This is a genomic window from Collinsella aerofaciens, from assembly GCF_020181355.1.
GTDB lineage: Bacteria > Actinomycetota > Coriobacteriia > Coriobacteriales > Coriobacteriaceae > Collinsella.
The window spans coordinates 1544020-1562992 of the sequence record NZ_CP084004.1 but is presented as its reverse complement, the minus strand read 5'-3'; the positions used below and the strand labels follow the sequence as shown (position 1 = coordinate 1562992).

The window sequence follows — 18973 nt, the reverse complement described above, 5'->3', positions numbered from 1 at the left end:
ATCCGCTCATCGCATATTTTAGGACGCTCATCGAGTACTTCATCGAATTAGATGAATACTCTTTAGACTTCCTATAGGCTAATAGATGTATTTATTAGCTGAAATCCTGCACGGTTCCGCAGGGTTTCAACGGTTGGGAGGGATTATGAGGTTTACTCATCCTGTCAACACGCTCAAAAAGCTCGGCTGCGGCCTTGCGTTTGGAGCAGCGGCCATCATGGCCATGCCGACTTCGGCACTCGCCTGCACCCAGATCTACATGGGCAGCAAGCTCACGGCAGACGGCAACACGTACTACGGCCGTTCCGAGGACTTCGGTCCGCGCTATGTCAAGCATTTTGGCATTGAGCCCGCACACAAGGACGGCAACGAGTACACCTCGGTCGAGTCCGGTTTTGAGTACAAGTCCAAGGGCGCAACCTACCGCTACACCTTCGTTCGCGACAACCCCTCGCAGTGGGAAGATCGCTACGACGCATATTCCGAGGCCGGCATCAACGAGAAGGGCGTCTCCTGCTCTGCCACGTTGAGCACCTCCTATAACGAGAAGGCCGAAGAGGCCGACCCCATCACCGAGGAGACCGGCATTGGCGAATACAGCTATGCCAGCGTCATCCTGGGCGAGAGCGCCACGGCCCGCGAGGGCGTCGAGCTCATCGGCAGCCTGATCGACGAGCAGGGCGTCTGCTCCAACGATCAGATCATCATCGCCGACAGCACCGAGACCTGGTTGTTCGCCGCGCTTTCCGGCCATCAGTGGATTGCTATGAAGCTCGCCGATGACATCGCCTCGCTCAACCCCAACATCGGCAACCTCACCTATAACGTCGACCTCGATGACACCGAGAACTGTCTCCATTCCGAGGGCATCGAGTCCATGCCTAAGGAGAAGGGCTTTGCCGAGTACACCGACGGCAAGTTCGACGTCGCCAAGACCTACGGCGAGAAGATCGACGAGGCCGGTATGCACCAGTGGTCGCGCTATATCCAGGGTCGCGATTACTTCATGGCCCCGCTGGCTGAAGGCACTGACTACGAGATCGTCAAGGACGAGCGCGAAGAGGCTCGCGCCACGACCGGCGCCCTGGTCCACGAGATGCAGCCGCTGTTCTTTCAGCCCGGCAAGTCCGACTGGAACACCTTTGAGATGATTCGTTCCTTCGCCGCTCGCGGCGAGAATGTCGCCGGCCTCAACGCCAACACCGACGGCGCCTATGCCATCGGCTCCAACCGCAACACCGAGATCCACACCTTCCAGATCCGTCACGGCATGGATCCCGAGATCGCGACCATCCAGTGGGAGATGCTCTCCAACGCTGAGTTCTCCGTCGCCATCCCCCTCTACTCCGCACTGCTCACCGAGGTCAGCCCCTACTTCAGCGATCAGGATGTCCCCTTCGATCACTGCGAAGAGGAAGACGTCGTGAACAACGAGGAGCCCAAGAACTCCATCAACTACGTCCTCATGGACATCAACACGCTCGCCTATGAGAACCGCGACCACTGCGCCACCGGCGTCCGCGCCTATCTCGACGCCCTGCAGAAGGAACTCATCGAGCAGAACCTGACCGTCGACGAGGCCATGCAGGCCGAAGAAGGCACCGAAGCCCGCACCGCCCTGGCCAACAAGGCCGGCAAGGCTGCAACCAAGAACACCTATGTTAAGTGCAAGGCCATGCTCGAGGAGATGCGCGACTACCTCCAGGAGGGCGATTTCTCCGAGGAGTTCGTCCCGAGTGACTACGATGTTGACAACAACTGCCTGGTCGAGTCCATCACCTACGCCGACGAGGCCCTTTCCGATGAGGACGTGGCCGAGCCCGAGGCCGAAGAGGAAGAGGTCACCGAGGAGAAGTCCGAGGGCAACAACATGGCCGCCATGGCCGTTGGCGCCGTCGTCATCATCGGTGTCTGCGCCTACGTGATCTATCGTCGCAAGAAGGCCTAAGGCCCTCATGTCCTAGCTGAGCGGGCAAGGCAGCGATGGCAGCCTCGCCCGCTCAGCCCGCTCTTTTGACCGGCGGGAAACCCGCCTGAAATCTTTTCAAAAAAGATTTCCCCGCACACACTTCGCTGTGCTATAGTGCAGCGCAACAGCAACTAGGTGCGACCGCGCCACGGCATCACGAAAGGAGCCACCAACATGAAGAACACGATGAAGTCTCTCAACAACTGGTGGTGGCGTGATGCGAATACGATCGGTCGACAGTGAGTCCCTCACGCCTGTTTTTGCGCTCTAGGTGATTGGAAGGCCTCCGGTTTCGACCGGGGGCCTTTTTCTATCTCGAGCCCGATCGCATTCGCATCACGCGCCTCCGCTTTTCTCTTGCACCCCCATTCCGAAAGGATTTTCACCATGTCTCAGAACACCACCGCCGCCCAGCCCCGCACCGTCCAGACCGCCGACCGCGGCAAACTCGATGTCCGCGCCCTCGTCCTGCTCGCCATCCTGCTCGCTGCCGGCTTCATCCTCAACTTCACCGTCGGCAAGGCCATCTCGGGCATCTCGGGCGGCATGATCAGCCCCGAGTTCATCATCTCGGCCTTCTGCCTCACCATCCTGGTCGTTCGCCCCAACATCGGCCAGGCGCTCGTTATTGGCCTCATCTCGGCTGCCGTGATCCAGATCACCACCACTTCGCCGTTCGTCGATTTTGCCGCCGAGGGCATCGCCGCCATGCTCATGGCCGGCATCGTCAACGCCGCTGGCAAGAACGGTCAGGTCAAGCCCGCCATCGCCATTGTCGCAACCTTCCTGACCACCTTTGTCTCCGGCGTCATCTTCATGATCATCAAGATGGCCATGCTCGGCGTGGTCGGCGAGCTCGCCGCCGCCATGCTGCCCGTCGTCGCCATGACCGCCGTCTTTAACGCCATTCTGGTCGGCGCCCTCTATCTGCCCATCCAGAAGGCCCTGAAGCTCAACTAACCCGCTCGGCTTTACGAGCCCCACCCCATCTTGGCGTTCATTCGTCGCTCGCGTACCCAAGTACGCTTCACTCCTCTTTCGCGCCAACCTGGGCCCCTCGTAAAGCCGTCTCCGCGCTTCACCACCAAAGACTGTCCCAAACAACGAGCTTTTGGGGACGTTCTTAAACGACTAGTCATTTAAGAACGTCCCCAATGACTATGAAAGGTATCCATGGAAACGATCATCAACGTCGACGATGTCTCGTTCTCCTATGGCACGCAGACCGAGCAGGCGCTCAGCCACATCTCGCTCAGCGTGAACAAGGGAGATTTCATCGGCATCATCGGGCCCTCGGGCGCCGGCAAGTCCACGCTTGCCGCCTGCCTGTCAGGTGCCGTGCCCCACCACTACACCGGCACGTTCTTTGGGTCCGTCATGGTTGACGGCCATGACACCTGCGAAGTCTCGCTGACCGACGTGTCACAGATCGTCGGCAGTGTGCTGCAGGATATCGACACGCAGATGGTCGCCTCGATCGTCGAGGACGAGATGCTCTTTGGCCTCGAGAACTTTGGCGTTCCCCACGACCTGATCGAGCAGCGCGTGAGCGAAACGCTCGAGACCGTCGGCATCAGCGACCTGCGCGACCGCGAGATCGCAACCCTCTCGGGCGGACAGAAGCAAAAGGTAGCCATCGCCGCCATCCTCGCCATGCGTCCGCGCGTCTTGGTTCTCGACGAGCCCACCGCGGCACTCGACCCCGCCAGCTCCACATTGGTCTTCGAGACGCTGCGTGAGGCAAACCGCGTACTTGGAATCACCATCGTCGTCGTTGAGCAAAAGGTCGCTCTGCTCTCGGAGTACTGCAACCGCGTGCTCGTGCTCAACCATGGCGAAATTGCGCTGCAGGGCGAGCCACACGAGGTCTTCGCGCATACCGACGAGCTCCGTGCCATCGGCGTCGACTGCCCTCGCGTCACGCGTATCTTCAATAGCCTCGAGGCCGATGGCCTGGTAAGCGGTACCCCCTGCTTGGATGTCGATGAGGCTGAGCGCCTGATTTCGGGCATCGTCGACCCCGCACGCGCGGCTATCGAAGCCCAGGCGCCCACCGGTTCCCCGCATGCACCGTCGTTGCGCCCTCATGCCAAGGACGCCGAACCCGTACTCACCTTCGACCATGTTGAGTTTGCCTATCCCAATGGCGGCGCCGCCGTACACGACCTTAGCCTGACGCTCTACCCCGGCGAGCTCGTGGGCATTGTCGGCCAAAACGGAGCCGGCAAAACCACGCTCACCAAACTGCTCACGGGTTTGCTCAAGCCCGCATCGGGCAGCGTACGCGTTACGGGCTTGGACACGGCATCGGTTCCCACGAGCCGCATCGCTCGCGAGGTCGCGACCCTCTTCCAAAACCCCGACCGCCAGATCTGCAAGGACACCGTGCTCGACGAGGTCGCCTTTGGCCTGGAGCTTGCCGGCATCGACCGTGCCGAGGCGCTGCGTCGCGCCCAGCTCGTCATCGACCGCTTTGGCTTGCCGGCCGACGAGGCGCCCTTCTCGCTCTCGCGCGGTCAGCGACAAATGGTGGCGCTTGCCTCCGTCGTAGTGGTTGAGCCCAAGATCGTCGTGCTCGACGAGCCCACGAGCGGCCTTGATTACCGCGAGTGCATGACCGTCATGGAAACGGTGCGTACCATGGCCGAGCGCGGTTGCGCCGTTATCATGGTCTGCCACGATATGGAAGTCGTCTCCGACTTTGCCGAGCGCATTGTGGTAATGGCCGACGGTCGCATCCTCGACCGCGGCCGCACGCACGAGCTATTCTCGAACATCGATCTCATGCGGCGTGCCTACGTGGAGCCTCCCCAGGTTATTGAACTCTCGCGCCGTCTGGCATCTTCCGTCTCGCCCGCTTTTGCGCAGGTGAGCGAGGTCACCGATGTCGTTCGAATTGCCAAGGAGATGGTCCACCGTGGTTAACGTCATCGACTACATGCCGGGCGATACGCTGCTGCATCGCCTGAATCCCGTCGTCAAACTGGGCCTCGCCGCCGCCATCATCGTCGGCATCTTCTTGTCCGACACCTACGTGGCGCTGCTGGGCTTTTTGGCACTCACCCTTGCGCTGGGTGCCTATGCCGGCGTCGTCGACCGTCTGTTCTCGCTGCTCAAGTTGCTGATTCCGCTCGCGCTTATCATGCTGGTGCTCCAGCTGGCCTTTATGCGCGATGGCAACGTGGTGTGGGGCTTTATCACCGATACGGGTCTCATCACAGGATCGAAGGCCTGTCTGCGCCTGCTGGGTGTGGCGTTACCACTCATCCTCATGCTCATGGTGACCAAGCTCAACGACCTTGCCAACGCCTGCGTCGAGGTGCTGCACGTGCCGTATCGCTATGCCTTCACCTTTACCACGGCGCTGCGCTTTGTGCCGGTGTTTGGTCAGGAGATGAACGCCATCATGGAGGCGCAGACCGCACGCGGCGTCGAGTACGACACCAAGAACCCCATCAAGAAGCTTAAGCTCATGCTGCCACTGTGTGTGCCACTGCTCATCTCGAGCGTGGGCAAGACCGATGCCACAGCCTTGGCGGCAGAACAGCGCGGCTTCTATCTGCGTACGCGCGCCAGCTCGTACAAGCGCTACCCCATCAAGGGCCTAGACATCGCCGTGCTCATCGTCAGCATCGCCCTCATCGCCATCGGCTTCCTGTTCTAGTTCACCACCGACAGCAACCGCCCAACGCAAAAGTCCTCGGCTCGCACCAAACGAGCCGAGGCCTTACTGTTTCACCAGATAAAACCTACCAAAATTAACCTGTCCCTTTTTGACAGGTCGGAAGCTAGAGGCGGTAGGGAGCGCCGCTACGGATGATGGATTCGCGCACCAGGACATCCATGGCGTCGAGGGTGATCTCGGGCATCTCTCGGTACTTTTGCAACACCGAGAGCTCGGTGCAGGCCAGAATGACGCGGTCGCAGCCGCTACGGGCGAACTCCCACATCACGCGGTCGAACTTATCCATATCGGGCTCACGTCCGGCCTTCACATCATCGTAGATAAGCGACATCACATCGTTCTGACGTTTCTCGCTGGGATAGACAACCTCAACACCCGCAGCCTTACATTCGCGGCCGTAGACACCCGCGCCCACGGTTCCGTCGGTGCCCATGATGCCAATCTTGTGCACCGGCTCGGCCGGCATACTCAGGTTGGGGTCGAACTCGCACTCCCCCATCACCGCACCGGCCAGAGCATAGCGCACCGACTCACGCGGCATGTGGATAATCGGCACCTTCGTAAACGACTGGATCTGGTCGTAGAAGTAGTGCGACGTGTTGCAGGGAATGGCAATGTGCGCACAGCCCAGCGACTCGAGTGCCTGGGCGCACTCTTTCATGGTCGCCAGCAGCTTGGCATGCTCGCCGGTCTTAATGGCCAACGTGCGGTCGGGCATGGTCGACTTGGAGAGCACCACCATGTCGATATGTTCCTGATCGCAGGCAGCAGCCGTATGACGCACCACCTGGTCGTAGTAATACGACGTGGCCTCGGCGCCCATGCCGCCGATAACTCCCAGCTTTTCCATCGCCGCCTCCTTGGTGACGCTTGCGCAATTGCGCGTATCATACCCGCGCCCGCCCGATGCAAACCGGACGGGCGCCGCGCTCATCTACTTGTAATACGTCTTGAACAGCTTAAAGTGGCGCAGCTTGGTGTGCCACATGCGCAGCCAGCGGTTAAAGACAAAGTCGCCCTTCATAAACGAAGGGTCGGCGCCCTTGCCTTCCTTGTCCAGGCGATGCACCTTAGCGCGCAGCTCGGGATCCTTGACGTACTTGTCGACGACGCCCATGGGGACGACCATCCACAGGGCCTCGTCCTGAGCCGTCACAAACTCCGGCTCAAACGGACGGTTGAACACATACTCGTCCACCACATACTTGGCAACGTTAAAGCCGCTGTTGGTAACGTAGTAGTTGCTGCGGCCCTGGCGCGTGTTGAAATCGAAGAACTTAAACGAGCCGTCGCGCTCGTCGTACTTAACGTCAAAGTTGGAATAGCCCACAAAGTGAAGGTCCTCGAGCAACTTGCGCACGCCGCCCATGAGCTCGTCGTTGGGCTCGGTAATGATACAGGCATGGTTGCCGACACCGTGGGGCTGATGCTCCTCGAGCAGCACATGGCCCAGGCACATCATGCGGACCTTACCGTTGCGGTCGGAATAGCTGGTGAGCACGCGCATGTACTCGTCGTTGCCGGGCACGCGGTCCTGCAAGATCAGGTCGTCGGTGTAGCCGCTGGCATAGGAGTCACGGATAACCTGCTCCAGCTCGGCGCGATCGGCAATCTCATAAGCCTTCTTCTGGCCCTCGAACTCATGCTGCCACCACATGATGCCGTCGGACGGCTTCAGGATCATCGGGAACGGGAAGTCGATCTGGTCGAGCACTTCGGCCGGCGCCTCGCCTTGCGCATTGAGCATCTGCGCAGTAAAGGTAAAGGTGTGCGGATACGGCACGCCATGCTTCTCGCACAGCTCGTAGAAGATCTCCTTCTTCTGGCACTGCTCGAGCATGCTGTAGGGTGCATAGGGCGCAACGATGTTATCCGCCAGCTCATCGGCATCCTTTGCCTGGGCCACCAGGGCAACATAGTTATCGCCGCAGCCCATCAGGACGATCGTCTTATCGGCATGCGCCTGGGCAATGCCGTTGACGGTCTCGAGCATCACGGGCATGGTATCGATGTCGACATTGGGCGTGTAGTCGATAATCTGGCTTCGATACGCAGGACCCGTCTGATACTTGCCAAAGACCAGACTCTTGACCTGATACTCTTCGTAGAAGGCGCGCGCCACCGAATAGGCGTTGATGTCGCCACCGAGCAGCACGGGGATGAACTCGCGCTCTGTAAACTGCAATGCCATGGAAACTTCCTATCATGAACTGCCCACACAACGGGCGGTCTTTGCGCAACTGATTTATTCTAGCGTGCCAAGCCGCCGGCGCCCAAAGCTCCACCGTATCTATGGCAATCGACGCAATCGTCCAGCACGAAGGCGGCGCTCACCGTTGTATGACAATGGGCAATGAACCTACCATTGTTGTAGGATTCAACATGTTGCCCGCCCCGTCGAAAGGTGCACCGTGCCCCAGGCTCATCCGATCAACAACCCCATCATTGACGCCGCCAAGCGCGAACTTGCGGATCGTGCCCGGACGGCAGCTCCCCTACGCACCGCAAACGATGCTTACAACGGGCCTGCTCGTATCGTCTCAATCAACACGTCGGAGCACAAAGGCACTCGCAAGTCGCCCGTCGCCGATGGACGCGACACCGTCATCGAGCAATTTGGCCTCGCTACCGATGCGCACGCCGGACATTGGCACCGCCAGGTCTCTTTTTTAGCCGCGGAGTCCATCCAGACGGCGCAGGCACGCGGGCTCGACGTACACGAGGGTGACTTTGGAGAGAACTTCACAACCCGGGGCATCAACCTGCTCTCGCTCCCCTTGGGCACGCAGCTCAAGCTTGGCAGCGAGGTGCTTGTCGAAATCAGCCAAATCGGCAAGGTCTGCCACACACGCTGTGCCATCTACTATCTAGCCGGCGACTGCATCTTTCCCCACGAGGGCGTTTTCGGCGTGGTACTAAAGGGCGGAGAGGTCCATATCGGCGACGATATCCAGGTAGTCAAACTCGGCGACGGCACCTGTTCGTTCACCCCCGCCGAGGCGCTCGAAGAGATTGAGCAGGCTCGCCAGGAGGGCACGCTGTAGTTGTAAAACCCCACGTTGAGATAGCTTTTACAGCCCCAAACCCCTCTTAAACAGGCCCCCGTAACGTTAAAGTTGAACTCTATGGTTTCTCAACAATTCATCATAACTGCAGGTCAAAGCCAAAGCCTCAAGTTCAACTTGACCCTTTGGAACCTTTAAGGTTCAAGTTGAGGTCGAAAGCAGTAGTAGAATACCGTTCGAACCATAACCTACGATTGATTGCAGAGGGACTGGATGCAGCATTCGAATCATCGCACCGCAGCGCTCATTGCGTCGAAGCCGGCTCGTATCATCACGAGCGCCGCGCTCGCCGTTGCGCTGACGGCCACGCCGATGCTCTCCCCCGTTGCGGCGTATGCCGCCTCGCAGGCAACGCAGGACCAGCTTTCCGCAGCCCAGCAGAAGATCGAAGCCGCCACGAGCGCCTACAACGACGCCCGCACCAAACTCGATGACCTGCAAAAGCAGATTGACTCCAATGAGGCGAGCATCGAGGAAATCGAGGCTAAGCTTCCCGAGCAGCAGGCCAAGGCAAGCTCTGCCATGCGCGATCTGTACAAGTATCAGAAGGGCACCAATCCCATCGGGAGCTTCCTGGTCAACGCGCAGAGCCTGGGTGAGTTCATCACGACCTGCAAATACACCAACCAGATCACGAGCTCGAGCGTCGACGAGATCGAAGAGCTCAATAACATGCAAACCGAACTTGAGCAGAACAAGGCCGAGCTCCAGCAGGCCAAGTCACAGCTTGAGGCAGAGCAGAAAAACGCCGAGGATGCGCTGGCGCAGGCCCAGCAGCTCCGCAGCGAGGCACAGGCAAAAGCCGAGCAGGAAAATGCCGCCGAGCTTGCCAAGCTTGAGGCCGATAAGGCCGCTGCCGCCGAGAAGCTCTCGGGCGAGGGCGTAAGCGGCAGCAATTCCAGCAGCCAGGCCACCAACACCAACACCACCATCGACACCACGGTGAACAACTCCAATACCGGTAGCTCCGATTACGATTCGTTCATTAATGAGTGGACAGGCCGCATCGACAATTATCTCGCCGGCTCCCCCATGGCAGGCCAGGGCTACAACTTTGCCGTCGCCGCTTGGAATACCGGTGTCGACCCCCGTTGGTCCCCCGCCATCGCCTGCATCGAGAGCACCAAGGGTGCTTATTGCGCCAATTCTTATAACGCCTGGGGCTGGAGTGCACGTGGCGGCGGTTGGCGCAGCTTTGGCAGCTGGAGCGAGGGCATCTCCGCTCACGTTGCCTATCTGGGCGCCAACTACGGCTCCACCCTTACCCCGGCTGCGGCCAAAAAGTACTGCCCGCCCACGTGGCAGGACTGGTACAACAAAGTCGCCGCTCAGATGAACCGCATCTAAGTGCAACTGCAAAGGGCCCCAATGGGGCCCTTTTCTTTTAGGTAGCGGAGGCATCGACGACGCCGGTCGCATTGGCAACCGCGACTATGACGATCATGCATAGGAGCAGCACACCCAATGCCTTGAGCCAGAGTTTCGCGAGCTTCTTGCCGCGATAGCTGTCGAGCAGTGCGAATCGCCGACGAAGACGGCGCTTATCGAGCAGCGCAAAATGCATAAGCACCATAAGGCCATCGACAAAGAAAAAATACTCGATTATGAGAAGCCACGTCGGGTAGCTTTGGTTTGCTCCCGTGGGGTGAAAGACGGCAAAGTGACTTCCGGCAAAGAACACAAGCAGCGAGAGGCAGACGAGCGTATTCCAAATACGCCCCAGAGACTCCGGAACGCGAGAGAGCAGACCGCATGCAGCGGAGGCGGCAGGCCTAGGAAGCCCTGCGGGGTTCTGGAGCCCTTGGGGCGTCAACACCGTCTCCGAGGCCGGAGTTCGGACAGGCGGCGCAGGAGGCCGCACGGGGCGACTCAGATCGCATGCCGCGCGCGTCGCCCGTCCCAACGCTTCCGCACTCGCAAAACGCTTGGCCGGGTCGAGCGCCATCGACATGCAGACGGCATCGGCAAGTGGAGTGGGAATGCCGCGCGCCTCGCATTGTTCGCGCATGTCGAGCCCTGGTTTAGGGTCGACTCCCGTCAAGCAGAAGAACAACAGGGCGCCAAGTGCGTAGACATCGCTGCGCACACTCGTCTGCCCAAACCCATACTGCTCGGGCGGCGCATAGGGTCGCGTGCCGAACTTGACGGTGTCGGCATCGGCGCCATCGCGCCATACGCGGGCGATTCCCAAGTCGATAATCACCAGCGATGAAAATGTCAGGCCGTCATCAGGCGTATAGTTAGCACCTGTCACGATGATATTCGACGGCTTGAGGTCACGATGGATCACCGGCGCCGACGTCTCCCCCGCCATTGAAAAACCGGCATGGAGCTCGCCCACGGCGTCGCAAAGGACAGGATACAATTCACGCGCATAATCGGGGGTGGCTCCCAGACGGTCCACCAGCGCCCCGAGCGTCTCCCCTTCGATGTATTCTATAACCACGTTGAGCTCGTCGCCCACACGACGACAATCGACGATTCTGGGCAGGTGCTCAAAACGCCTGCCTGCCCGCTGAGCGGCAAACAGACGCTCGTATGCCCCGCCGATTTGAGCCGAAGCATCGATGCGTTTACGGACAAAGGGGCCGAGCGAACCACCGCCGGTTCCTTCAAAGTACACGAGCTCGGTTGCTTCAACGGACGAGCGCTTAAGTACACGCTCCACGCGATAGCTGTCGTCGCGATCGAGCGACGCCAGGTGCTCGGCAAGCGCTGCGGTCAGCTCGTCATCGGAATATGTTGGGCTCTGAGTATCCATAGCCTCCATCATAGCGCAGGGCGCAGACACCCCATGGCATCCGCGCCCCGTTCGTTTGCGTCGTTGTTCGGCAGCTCCGCCAGCTCAGATATCAACCGCTAACTCACCGTCTCCTCGCCAAAGCGATACAGCTCCTCGTTGACCTTTTGGAGGCTGCACCCGCGATCGATACAAAAGATGATAATCGCATCGCGGCGGTCCTTGCAGTTAAGGACGCTTACCCCGGCAGCCGTCAGCGCACGGTTGGTCTCTTTGAGCGTCAGTGCCATCGCAAAGGCAATCTGCAGCACCTTATTGCGACTCGGATGACGCGCACCGGTAAAGATCTGATAGCCAAAGGTCTCATTGAGATCGGCCATACGAACCACGCGCGAGCGCTCCAAGCCCTTTTCCTGCAGTAGCCGCTTCAGGTAGTCCGAAAGCGATGGGGCGGCAAAGTCGTGTTCTTTGATATAGCCATCGATGTTTGGCGCGTCGAGAAGCTCATTAAGCAACTCCTCGGTCAGCTTTTTATCGGGCATACGGCTTCACCTCCCCCAGTGCATGCAACATGCTAGAAACCACTTACGTCAGAACGCTCCCAGCTAGCAACCTGGTCGGGAGACACTGTACCCAGCGCCTCGAACTTCCAGGAGCCGCCCGCCTTCAGATGATTGGTGTTTGCAAGAGCCGTTCCAACCTGGTTGCCATCGGCATCATACAGAACATACTCAATCTGAATGTAGCTCTTTTCCTTGTCCGTGTTATTGGTCAGCGTGCCCGTGATCTTATAGGCAAACTGATTGGAGGTGTCTTCAGCCTCATCAGCAATGGCATACGGTTCTTGCGGTTCTTTTTGCTCCTCAGCCTGCTGTGTCGCCTCGGCAGGTTTTGCCGAATCGCTCGCAGACGAATCGGTTGAATTGCCACCCATAGAGCCCACGGCACCGACGATAACCAGCACCACGATGACGCCTAGGACAATCTTGCCGATCGGCTTCTTTCCCTCTTTTGCCATTATTCATCCTTCCTACGATCCGGCTACCGCGCCGGCATACAGCACATCGTAGAAAGGATTGAACTTGAATTCATTAGCTGAGAGCTAAGGCTGCAGTAAACGGCCAATGCAGTTATCCAAACGCCGAGCAAACGCACTTTGCGCAACCGTCTGCTGGCAGCGCGTCAACCCACCGTTACGGATTCCCCAGTAAAGGCGCTGATCATCAACAGGACAAAGAACACCAGGTAGCTGGCACTCAGCGGGTACGCAATAATCAGGAAGACGACCCAGCCGACAGTGGTTTTACCGTCGGCACGGCGTTGCTCGCGATTGCGGCAAAGCCAAATCATCACGCCAATGGCCACAATCAGCAACACGAGTGCCGCTGCTGCCAACCCGGCAAGCGCAAACATTACGCCAATGCTCACAGCGATGACCGGAAGCAGCAGCAAACCGCACCCGCATCCACCCGGACTATATACGGCAGGCTGTCGGCGTCGCCTCATCGTCACGCCACCCCCATCATCTCTGAGCACTACAGCGCAATGGCCTGCTGAACAGGAACGATCTTATCGAGTTCCGGTTCGATCCGCCTTTTCTCGGCCTCAAGGTCAAACGCCACCTGAGCGCGCAGCCAATAACCATCCGTCAGGCCAAAATAACGGCAAAGACGGAGGTCGGTGTCGGCCGTCACGCGACGTTTTCCCAAGACAATCTGCCCGATACGCTGAGCCGGAATCCCGGTCTCTTTCGCAAGGCGATATTGAGAAATGCCCATGGGAACAAGAAACTCCTCTTTGAGAAGCTCACCAGGAGTCACTGGCGACAGCAAATCGGACGAGGTCTCATCACTTGTGATAATCGACGATTTCGACATTCCAAGCCATCTCCTGTCTCCACTCAAAACAGACCCGATAGCGCTCATTACGATGCAATCATAGTATCGCCTTACGTTAGTAACGTCAAACGTTTCTATAGACTTACATCTCTATTATATCGTACGTTTGTTCGTGTTTTCTAGAACAAATAGTCCTTCACGCCTTAGTCAAGCAAAAGCAATCGTTTGTAGACATCGAGACCTTTGAGTAGGATTTCCTCGTCGAAGAGCATGCTATCGGTATGCAGAACGCTTGTGGCATAGGCGGGGCAGCCATCCGAATCACTCGGGTTGTCTTGGTCCTCTGGCATACCCGTGCCCAGCAGGAAAAACACGCCCGGCAGATGGCGCTGATAGAACGCGAAATCCTCGGCGATCAGCAGCGGCTCGTCCACAAGTTGCAGCTCGGGCAAGGCAGGCGCAATGTGGGCAAACAACTCGGGGTCGTTATCGACTGGCGGATAGCCCTCGGCAAAGTCGAGATCGTACGTACAGCCCGTTGCGGTGCACGCCTCGTCGAGCGCACGGCGTACGCCCTCGCGCGCACGGTCGAACATGGCGTCCGTAAACACACGCAAGCTACCGGCAACATGGGCCTCCCCCGCCACCGCATTGCAGACGGTGCCTGCCTGCAGCAGGCCGAACTTGCCAATGCAGGGCTCATCGGCACCCAACTCGTCCATGAGCTCGCGCTCGGAAACTAAGAACTTGGCCGCTGCCAGCGCGGCATCGCGCGATTCCTCGACTGGAACGCCGTAGGTCTTGGCGATATGGATACTCGTTCCATGGATATGAATGTGCGTCTCGCTTGAGCGCGCCAGCAGCGGACCGGGGCAGCTCGCCAACGTGCCGGCGGGCAGATCGGGCCACACATGAAAGCCAAAAATGCGGTCGGCCCCATAGCGCTCGAACACACCACTCTCGCATACCGTCTTGGCACCACCGGTCGTTTCCTCGGCCGGCTGGAACACAAAGAGAACGTTGCGCCTAATGGCGCCCGGCTGTTCGCGAATCGTACGGTCAACATACGTCGCGGCGGCAAGCGCCATGGCCATGTGTCCGTCATGTCCGCAAGCGTGCATCTTGCCGGGATGGGTTGAGGCAAAGGCCGCTCCCGTCGCCTCCGCGATGGGCAGCGCATCCATATCGGCGCGAATCGCCGTGGCATGCGCGGCATCAACACCGGCGTCGAAGAAAGCACAGACGCAGCTGGGGCACGGATGGGTCACCTCGCAAGCGAGCGGTGCCAGCACGCCCTCGATATAGGCAATGGTTTGCGGAAGATCGAAATCGAGCTCCGGAATGCGATGGAGATCGCGGCGATAGCGACGGAGTTCTTGGAGCTCGGTCATAGAGAATCCCTTCGTGAGGCACATCTGTTGCAACTTATTGTGATACAGGATTGTGGCGCACATGTTTCCAGCATATCCCTGCATTTTTTAAACGTTATATACGAATACTCTTGTTTGGTAAAGTGCAACGTGATAGGGTCTTTACCACTTGATAGAGGCGCGGGCACGAAGAGCCGCGGGCGAGCCGGCAGGCTTTGACCCCGTGGGGAGGCGAAACCCGCCGAACTGGGTTTTCGGGCACGAACAACCTGGTGGGCCTGTGGGAAACACCCACAGGACTGTCTGCAGCAATGCGGGAGCGCTATCCGGACATTGGGTCCACGCTATGCGGATTCGATGCGCAGATGGCGCCGTCTGGATAGCGAGGTTTACGGGACATGGTATTGACCCCCAACGAGGCATATGCGGCCAAGCAGCCGTTTGTGGACAAGGAGACACTCGAGCATATCGTCGAGCAGTTCCCCACGCCGTTTCATCTATACGACGAGGCGGGCATCCGCCGCAACATGCAAGAAGTGCGCGACGCCTTTGCATGGAACCCGGGCTTTAAGGAATACTTTGCCGTCAAGGCCAACCCCAACCCGGCGCTCATCTCCATTCTCAACGAATACGGCTGCGGCTGCGACTGCTCGAGCTATACCGAGCTCATGATCGCCCGCTCGCTGGGTATCACGGGACACGACATCATGTTCTCGTCCAACGATACGCCGGCTGCCGACTTTGAGCTCGCCGACAAGCTGGGTGCCATCGTCAACTTTGACGACATCAGCCACATCGAGTTCTTTGAGCGTGTTGCGGGACCCATCCCCAAAACGGTCGGCTGCCGCTTTAATCCAGGCGGCCTGTTCCAGCTCTCCAACGGCATCATGGACAACCCGGGCGACTCCAAATATGGCATGACCACCGAGCAGCTCTTCGAGGCCTTCCGCATGCTCAAAGCCAAGGGCGCCGAGGACTTTGGCATCCACGCATTCCTTGCCAGCAACACCGTCACCAACGACTACTACCCCGAGCTCGCGCGTATCCTCTTTGAGCTTGCCGTACGCCTGGAGCGCGAGACCGGCGCACACGTCGCCTTCATCAATCTGTCCGGCGGCGTCGGCATCCCCTACCTGCCCGAGCAGCAGGCCAACGACATTCGCGCCATCGGCGAGGGAGTACACGCGGCATACGACGAGATCCTGGTTCCCGCCGGCATGGGCGATGTGGCCATCTGCACCGAGATGGGCCGCTTTATGATGGGCCCCTACGGCTGTCTGGTCACCAAGGCTATCCACGAGAAGCGGATCTACAAGGACTATATCGGTGTCGATGCAAGCGCCGTCGATTTGATTCGCCCTGCCATGTATGGCGCCTACCACCACATTACGGTGATGGGTCAGCCGGGCGGCGCCAACAAGGCCACGGCGCCCGTCACGAACACCTATGACATCACGGGCAATCTGTGCGAGAACAACGATAAGTTCGCCATCGACCGCGAGCTGCCGCATATCGACATGGGTGACCTGCTTGTAATCCACGATACCGGTGCGCATGGCTACTCCATGGGCTACAACTACAACGGACGTCTGCGCTCCGCCGAGGTCCTGCTGCGCCCCGATGGCGCGGCCGACCTCATCCGCCGCGCCGAGCGCCCGGGCGATTACTTTTCCACGCTCGACGTGCTGCCGTGCGGCCGAGAGCTGCTGGCCAAGTCGCGCGCCGAAAGCGCCCGCCGTCGCGCCCAAGACGAGCGCCTGGCAGTCGCAGCTCAATGGAACAAACGCATCCAGATCGCGGAGGCGAAGGAGAAGAACATGGATATCCGCAATCTCGAGGGCTCAATCGTCGCCCTGGTTACGCCGTTTAAAAAGGACGGCAGTGTCGACTTTGACGCGCTCGAGCGCCTTATCGATTTCCACTTGCAAAATGGCACCGACGCCATTCTCACCCTGGGCACCACCGGCGAGAGCGCCACGATGACCGATGACGAGGACAACTCCGTCGTCGCCGCTGTGGTCAAGCATGTTGCAGGACGCGTCCCCGTTATTGCCGGCTCGGGCTCCAACTCCACGCAGACCATGCTCACCAAGTCGCTCACCTATCAGGGCTTGGGAGCCGACGGCCTGCTGCTCATTACCCCCTACTACAACAAGTCCAACGAAGAGGGTATCTATCAGCACTTTAAGACCGTCGCCGATGCCGTTGACATCCCCTGCATCCTGTACAACATCCCCGGCCGCTGCGGCTGCGGTATCAGCGAGCGCAACGTAGAGCGTCTAGCCGCGCACCCCAACATCATGGGCATCAAGGAGGCCTCGGGCAACGTCGCCTACGCGGCCAAGATCGCCCACCTGCTGTCCGACGATTTCCGCATGTACTCGGGCGAGGATGCACTCACAGTGCCGCTCATGAGCCTGGGCGCTTCGGGCACCATCAGCGTGTGGGCCGACGTGCAGCCGCAGCTTGTACACGACATGTGCCGCGCTTATCTGGACGGCGACGTAGCGCGCGCCCGCGATATCCAGATTGCCGGCCAGCCGCTCATCAACGCCCTCTTTAGCGAGGTCAACCCCATCCCCGTCAAGGAAGCGCTCGCCCAGATGGGCATGATCGAGGCAAACTACCGTATGCCGCTGTGCCCCATGGCAGACGACACGCGAGCCGCACTTACCGATGCTCTGAAGGGAGCTGGTCTACTTGATTAAGACCGTCATTATGGGAACGGGCCGCATGGGCTCGCTCATCCGCACTACCGCCGAAGGCATTGTCGACGCCGGCGGGCAGCCCGTTTTTGATATCGTCGCCCAGATCGGTTTTGATCTGTCCGAGCTCGAGAGCGCCCCGGCGGCCGACGTTATCATCGACTTCTCGAACGTCGTGACCTTCGAAGCCGTCGTCGCCTATGTCGAGCGCACGGGCGCGGCGTTGGTCTCAGGCACCACAGGCTACACCCCCGAGCAGATGGACCGCCTGCGTGAGCTGGGCCAGAACACCCGCGTTATGCACTCGGGCAATTACTCCATCGGTATCGCAGCCCTGCGCCATCTGGTAGCGCAGGCTACACGCGAGCTGCCCGGCTTTGACTGCGAAATCGTCGAGACGCACCACAACCAAAAGGTCGACGCCCCCAGCGGCACTGCCAAGCTACTGCTCGACGCCGTCGTCGAAGCCGAGCCCGAGGCAGGCTACCACCCCGTCTATGGCCGCGAGGGCATGTGCGGAGCACGCGATCCCAAGGAAATCGGTATGCATTCGCTGCGCGGCGGCACCGTCGCCGGTGTGCACGAGGTGAGCTTCTTTGGCCAGGACGAGGAGGTCACGCTCACCCACCGCGCCACGAGCCGTCAGATCTTTGTCAACGGCGCCTTGGCAGCCGCGCAGAAGCTCGTCACCCGCGAACCCGGCTTCTATACGTTCGACAAGGTCATGTTTGCCTAACCAGGTATCAACCGAATCCACCCAAAGGAGAGATAGCAAATGAGCAACGCAGCCGAGATGGATGCACAGGAGATTATCAACTACATCGCCACCGCGCCCAAAAAGACGCCCGTCAAGCTGTACGTGCGCGAGAAGCCGGGCATGAAGGTTGCCTGGGGCGACGCACATGTCTACGGCGGCCGTCGCGGCAAGACCGTCTTTGGCGACTGGGACGAGCTCAAGACCATCCTGGACGCCAATGCCGACTCCATCGATTACTACGACGTTGAAAACGATTGCCGCAACTCCGCCGTGCCCATGCTCGACCTTAAGGGCATCAACGCCCGCATCGAGCCGGGCGCGATCATCCGCGACCGCGTCGAGATTGGCGACCGTGCCGTCATCATGATGGGCGCCATCATCAACATCGGCTCCGTTATCGGCGAGGGTTCCATGATCGATATGGGCGCCGTGCTGGGCGGTCGCGCCACCGTGGGCAAGAACTGCCACATCGGCGCCGGCACCGTGCTGGCAGGCGTTGTGGAGCCCGCCAGCGCCACGCCCGTCATCATCGAGGACGATGTCATGATCGGCGCAAACGCCGTGGTCCTGGAAGGCGTGCACGTGGGCAAGGGTGCTGTAGTTGCCGCCGGCGCCGTGTGCGTCGAGGACGTCCCCGCCGGCGCCGTCGTGGCCGGTGTCCCCGCCCGCGCCATCAAGATGCGCGACGAGAAGACCGACAGCAAGACCGGCCTGGAAGAGGGCCTGCGCCAGCTGTAGAAGTTACGCGGTTTTGCCAAACCGCGTAACGGCTCGACGCTGCAAACGCCCCTAAGCGGCAATCTGACGTTCAATCGTCGGTCGCGTACCGAAGTACGCTTCCCTC

17 protein-coding genes and 1 riboswitch are annotated in these 18973 nt (G+C 59.6%); of the genes, 9 read left to right on the top strand and 8 right to left on the bottom strand.

Annotation, left to right across the window (positions count from 1 at the left end; translation table 11 throughout):
- Positions 1-145 precede the first annotated feature (145 nt).
- From LCQ44_RS06735 to LCQ44_RS06720, 4 genes are all read left to right on the top strand, one after another.
- Positions 146-1948, top strand: a complete 1803-nt coding sequence (locus tag LCQ44_RS06735) for a C69 family dipeptidase (protein WP_225093418.1) — start codon at positions 146-148, stop codon at positions 1946-1948.
- Between the two features lie 408 nt (positions 1949-2356).
- A complete protein-coding gene (locus LCQ44_RS06730; protein WP_225093417.1) occupies positions 2357-2929 on the top strand; it encodes a hypothetical protein in 573 nt (190 codons plus the stop codon).
- A gap of 213 nt (positions 2930-3142) precedes the next feature.
- Positions 3143-4894: an ABC transporter ATP-binding protein gene (locus tag LCQ44_RS06725; protein ID WP_225093416.1), complete on the top strand. Its 1752-nt coding sequence runs from the start codon at positions 3143-3145 to the stop codon at positions 4892-4894.
- A complete protein-coding gene (locus LCQ44_RS06720) occupies positions 4887-5633 on the top strand; it encodes an energy-coupling factor transporter transmembrane component T family protein (RefSeq protein WP_022094111.1) in 747 nt (248 codons plus the stop codon). Before LCQ44_RS06725 ends, LCQ44_RS06720 begins: the two co-directional genes overlap by 8 nt.
- Positions 5634-5757: 124 nt before the next feature.
- Here LCQ44_RS06720 and LCQ44_RS06715 read toward each other — a convergent pair whose 3' ends face one another.
- Together LCQ44_RS06715 and LCQ44_RS06710 are read right to left on the bottom strand one after the other, a co-directional pair.
- A complete protein-coding gene (locus LCQ44_RS06715) occupies positions 5758-6504 on the bottom strand; it encodes an aspartate/glutamate racemase family protein (protein WP_040358337.1) in 747 nt (248 codons plus the stop codon).
- Between the two features lie 84 nt (positions 6505-6588).
- Positions 6589-7845 (bottom strand): carboxylate--amine ligase, encoded by a 1257-nt coding sequence (locus LCQ44_RS06710; RefSeq protein WP_195520510.1) that lies wholly within the window; start codon positions 7843-7845, stop codon positions 6589-6591.
- A gap of 220 nt (positions 7846-8065) precedes the next feature.
- On the opposite strand from LCQ44_RS06710, the gene LCQ44_RS06705 reads away from it, so the two are divergent.
- Both LCQ44_RS06705 and LCQ44_RS06700 read left to right on the top strand, forming a co-directional pair.
- Complete coding sequence (locus tag LCQ44_RS06705) at positions 8066-8698, top strand: MOSC domain-containing protein (RefSeq protein ID WP_225093415.1); 633 nt, start codon at positions 8066-8068, stop codon at positions 8696-8698.
- A gap of 234 nt (positions 8699-8932) precedes the next feature.
- Entirely contained in the window at positions 8933-10066 is a 1134-nt protein-coding gene (locus tag LCQ44_RS06700; protein WP_225093414.1) for a coiled-coil domain-containing protein, read from the top strand.
- Positions 10067-10103: 37 nt separating this feature from the next.
- Here LCQ44_RS06700 and LCQ44_RS06695 read toward each other — a convergent pair whose 3' ends face one another.
- The 6 genes from LCQ44_RS06695 to LCQ44_RS06670 form a co-directional block, all read right to left on the bottom strand.
- The gene (locus LCQ44_RS06695) at positions 10104-11480 is read right to left on the bottom strand and encodes a serine/threonine protein kinase (RefSeq protein ID WP_225093413.1); all 1377 of its coding nucleotides are present in this window, start codon (positions 11478-11480) and stop codon (positions 10104-10106) included.
- A 98-nt stretch (positions 11481-11578) separates the two neighbouring features.
- Positions 11579-12001, bottom strand: coding sequence for an XRE family transcriptional regulator (locus LCQ44_RS06690; RefSeq protein ID WP_225093412.1), 423 nt, complete (start codon positions 11999-12001; stop codon positions 11579-11581).
- Between the two features lie 32 nt (positions 12002-12033).
- Positions 12034-12477, bottom strand: coding sequence for an FxLYD domain-containing protein (locus tag LCQ44_RS06685; protein ID WP_225093411.1), 444 nt, complete (start codon positions 12475-12477; stop codon positions 12034-12036).
- 164 nt (positions 12478-12641) lie between these two features.
- On the bottom strand, positions 12642-12965 hold the full coding sequence (locus LCQ44_RS06680; protein ID WP_225093410.1) for a hypothetical protein: 324 nt from the start codon (positions 12963-12965) through the stop codon (positions 12642-12644).
- A gap of 29 nt (positions 12966-12994) precedes the next feature.
- The gene (locus LCQ44_RS06675; protein ID WP_022094130.1) at positions 12995-13336 is read right to left on the bottom strand and encodes a HigA family addiction module antitoxin; all 342 of its coding nucleotides are present in this window, start codon (positions 13334-13336) and stop codon (positions 12995-12997) included.
- Positions 13337-13500: 164 nt separating this feature from the next.
- A complete protein-coding gene (locus LCQ44_RS06670; RefSeq protein WP_225093409.1) occupies positions 13501-14688 on the bottom strand; it encodes an N-acetyldiaminopimelate deacetylase in 1188 nt (395 codons plus the stop codon).
- A gap of 144 nt (positions 14689-14832) precedes the next feature.
- Positions 14833-15000: riboswitch (Lysine riboswitch) on the top strand.
- Between the two features lie 65 nt (positions 15001-15065).
- Between LCQ44_RS06670 and dapA the strand changes: the two genes are divergently transcribed.
- From dapA to dapD, 3 genes are read left to right on the top strand one after another with little or no spacing between them, the layout of a single operon-like run.
- Positions 15066-17375 (top strand): 4-hydroxy-tetrahydrodipicolinate synthase, encoded by a 2310-nt coding sequence (gene dapA / locus LCQ44_RS06665; RefSeq protein WP_225093408.1) that lies wholly within the window; start codon positions 15066-15068, stop codon positions 17373-17375.
- Positions 17368-18108 carry a 4-hydroxy-tetrahydrodipicolinate reductase gene (gene dapB / locus LCQ44_RS06660; protein WP_225093407.1) on the top strand — a complete coding sequence of 247 codons (741 nt, stop codon included), beginning with the start codon at positions 17368-17370 and terminating at the stop codon, positions 18106-18108. The genes dapA and dapB overlap by 8 nt, the downstream gene beginning before the upstream one ends.
- Positions 18109-18147: 39 nt before the next feature.
- Complete coding sequence (gene dapD / locus LCQ44_RS06655) at positions 18148-18867, top strand: 2,3,4,5-tetrahydropyridine-2,6-dicarboxylate N-acetyltransferase (RefSeq protein WP_006234339.1); 720 nt, start codon at positions 18148-18150, stop codon at positions 18865-18867.
- The last annotated feature ends 106 nt before the right edge of the window (positions 18868-18973 follow it).

Bases quoted from the DNA above. Each gene is read 5' to 3' on its own strand.
- LCQ44_RS06735 (WP_225093418.1), top strand. From the start codon at position 146: ATGAGGTTTACTCATCCTGTCAACACGCTCAAAAAGCTCGGCTGCGGC.
- LCQ44_RS06730 (WP_225093417.1), top strand. From the start codon at position 2,357: ATGTCTCAGAACACCACCGCCGCCCAGCCCCGCACCGTCCAGACCGCC.
- LCQ44_RS06725 (WP_225093416.1), top strand. From the start codon at position 3,143: ATGGAAACGATCATCAACGTCGACGATGTCTCGTTCTCCTATGGCACG.
- LCQ44_RS06715 (WP_040358337.1), bottom strand. From the start codon at position 6,504: ATGGAAAAGCTGGGAGTTATCGGCGGCATGGGCGCCGAGGCCACGTCG.
- LCQ44_RS06710 (WP_195520510.1), bottom strand. From the start codon at position 7,845: ATGGCATTGCAGTTTACAGAGCGCGAGTTCATCCCCGTGCTGCTCGGT.
- LCQ44_RS06700 (WP_225093414.1), top strand. From the start codon at position 8,933: ATGCAGCATTCGAATCATCGCACCGCAGCGCTCATTGCGTCGAAGCCG.
- LCQ44_RS06695 (WP_225093413.1), bottom strand. From the start codon at position 11,480: ATGGATACTCAGAGCCCAACATATTCCGATGACGAGCTGACCGCAGCG.
- LCQ44_RS06690 (WP_225093412.1), bottom strand. From the start codon at position 12,001: ATGCCCGATAAAAAGCTGACCGAGGAGTTGCTTAATGAGCTTCTCGAC.
- LCQ44_RS06685 (WP_225093411.1), bottom strand. From the start codon at position 12,477: ATGGCAAAAGAGGGAAAGAAGCCGATCGGCAAGATTGTCCTAGGCGTC.
- LCQ44_RS06680 (WP_225093410.1), bottom strand. From the start codon at position 12,965: ATGAGGCGACGCCGACAGCCTGCCGTATATAGTCCGGGTGGATGCGGG.
- LCQ44_RS06675 (WP_022094130.1), bottom strand. From the start codon at position 13,336: ATGTCGAAATCGTCGATTATCACAAGTGATGAGACCTCGTCCGATTTG.
- LCQ44_RS06670 (WP_225093409.1), bottom strand. From the start codon at position 14,688: ATGACCGAGCTCCAAGAACTCCGTCGCTATCGCCGCGATCTCCATCGC.
- dapA (WP_225093408.1), top strand. From the start codon at position 15,066: ATGGTATTGACCCCCAACGAGGCATATGCGGCCAAGCAGCCGTTTGTG.
- dapD (WP_006234339.1), top strand. From the start codon at position 18,148: ATGAGCAACGCAGCCGAGATGGATGCACAGGAGATTATCAACTACATC.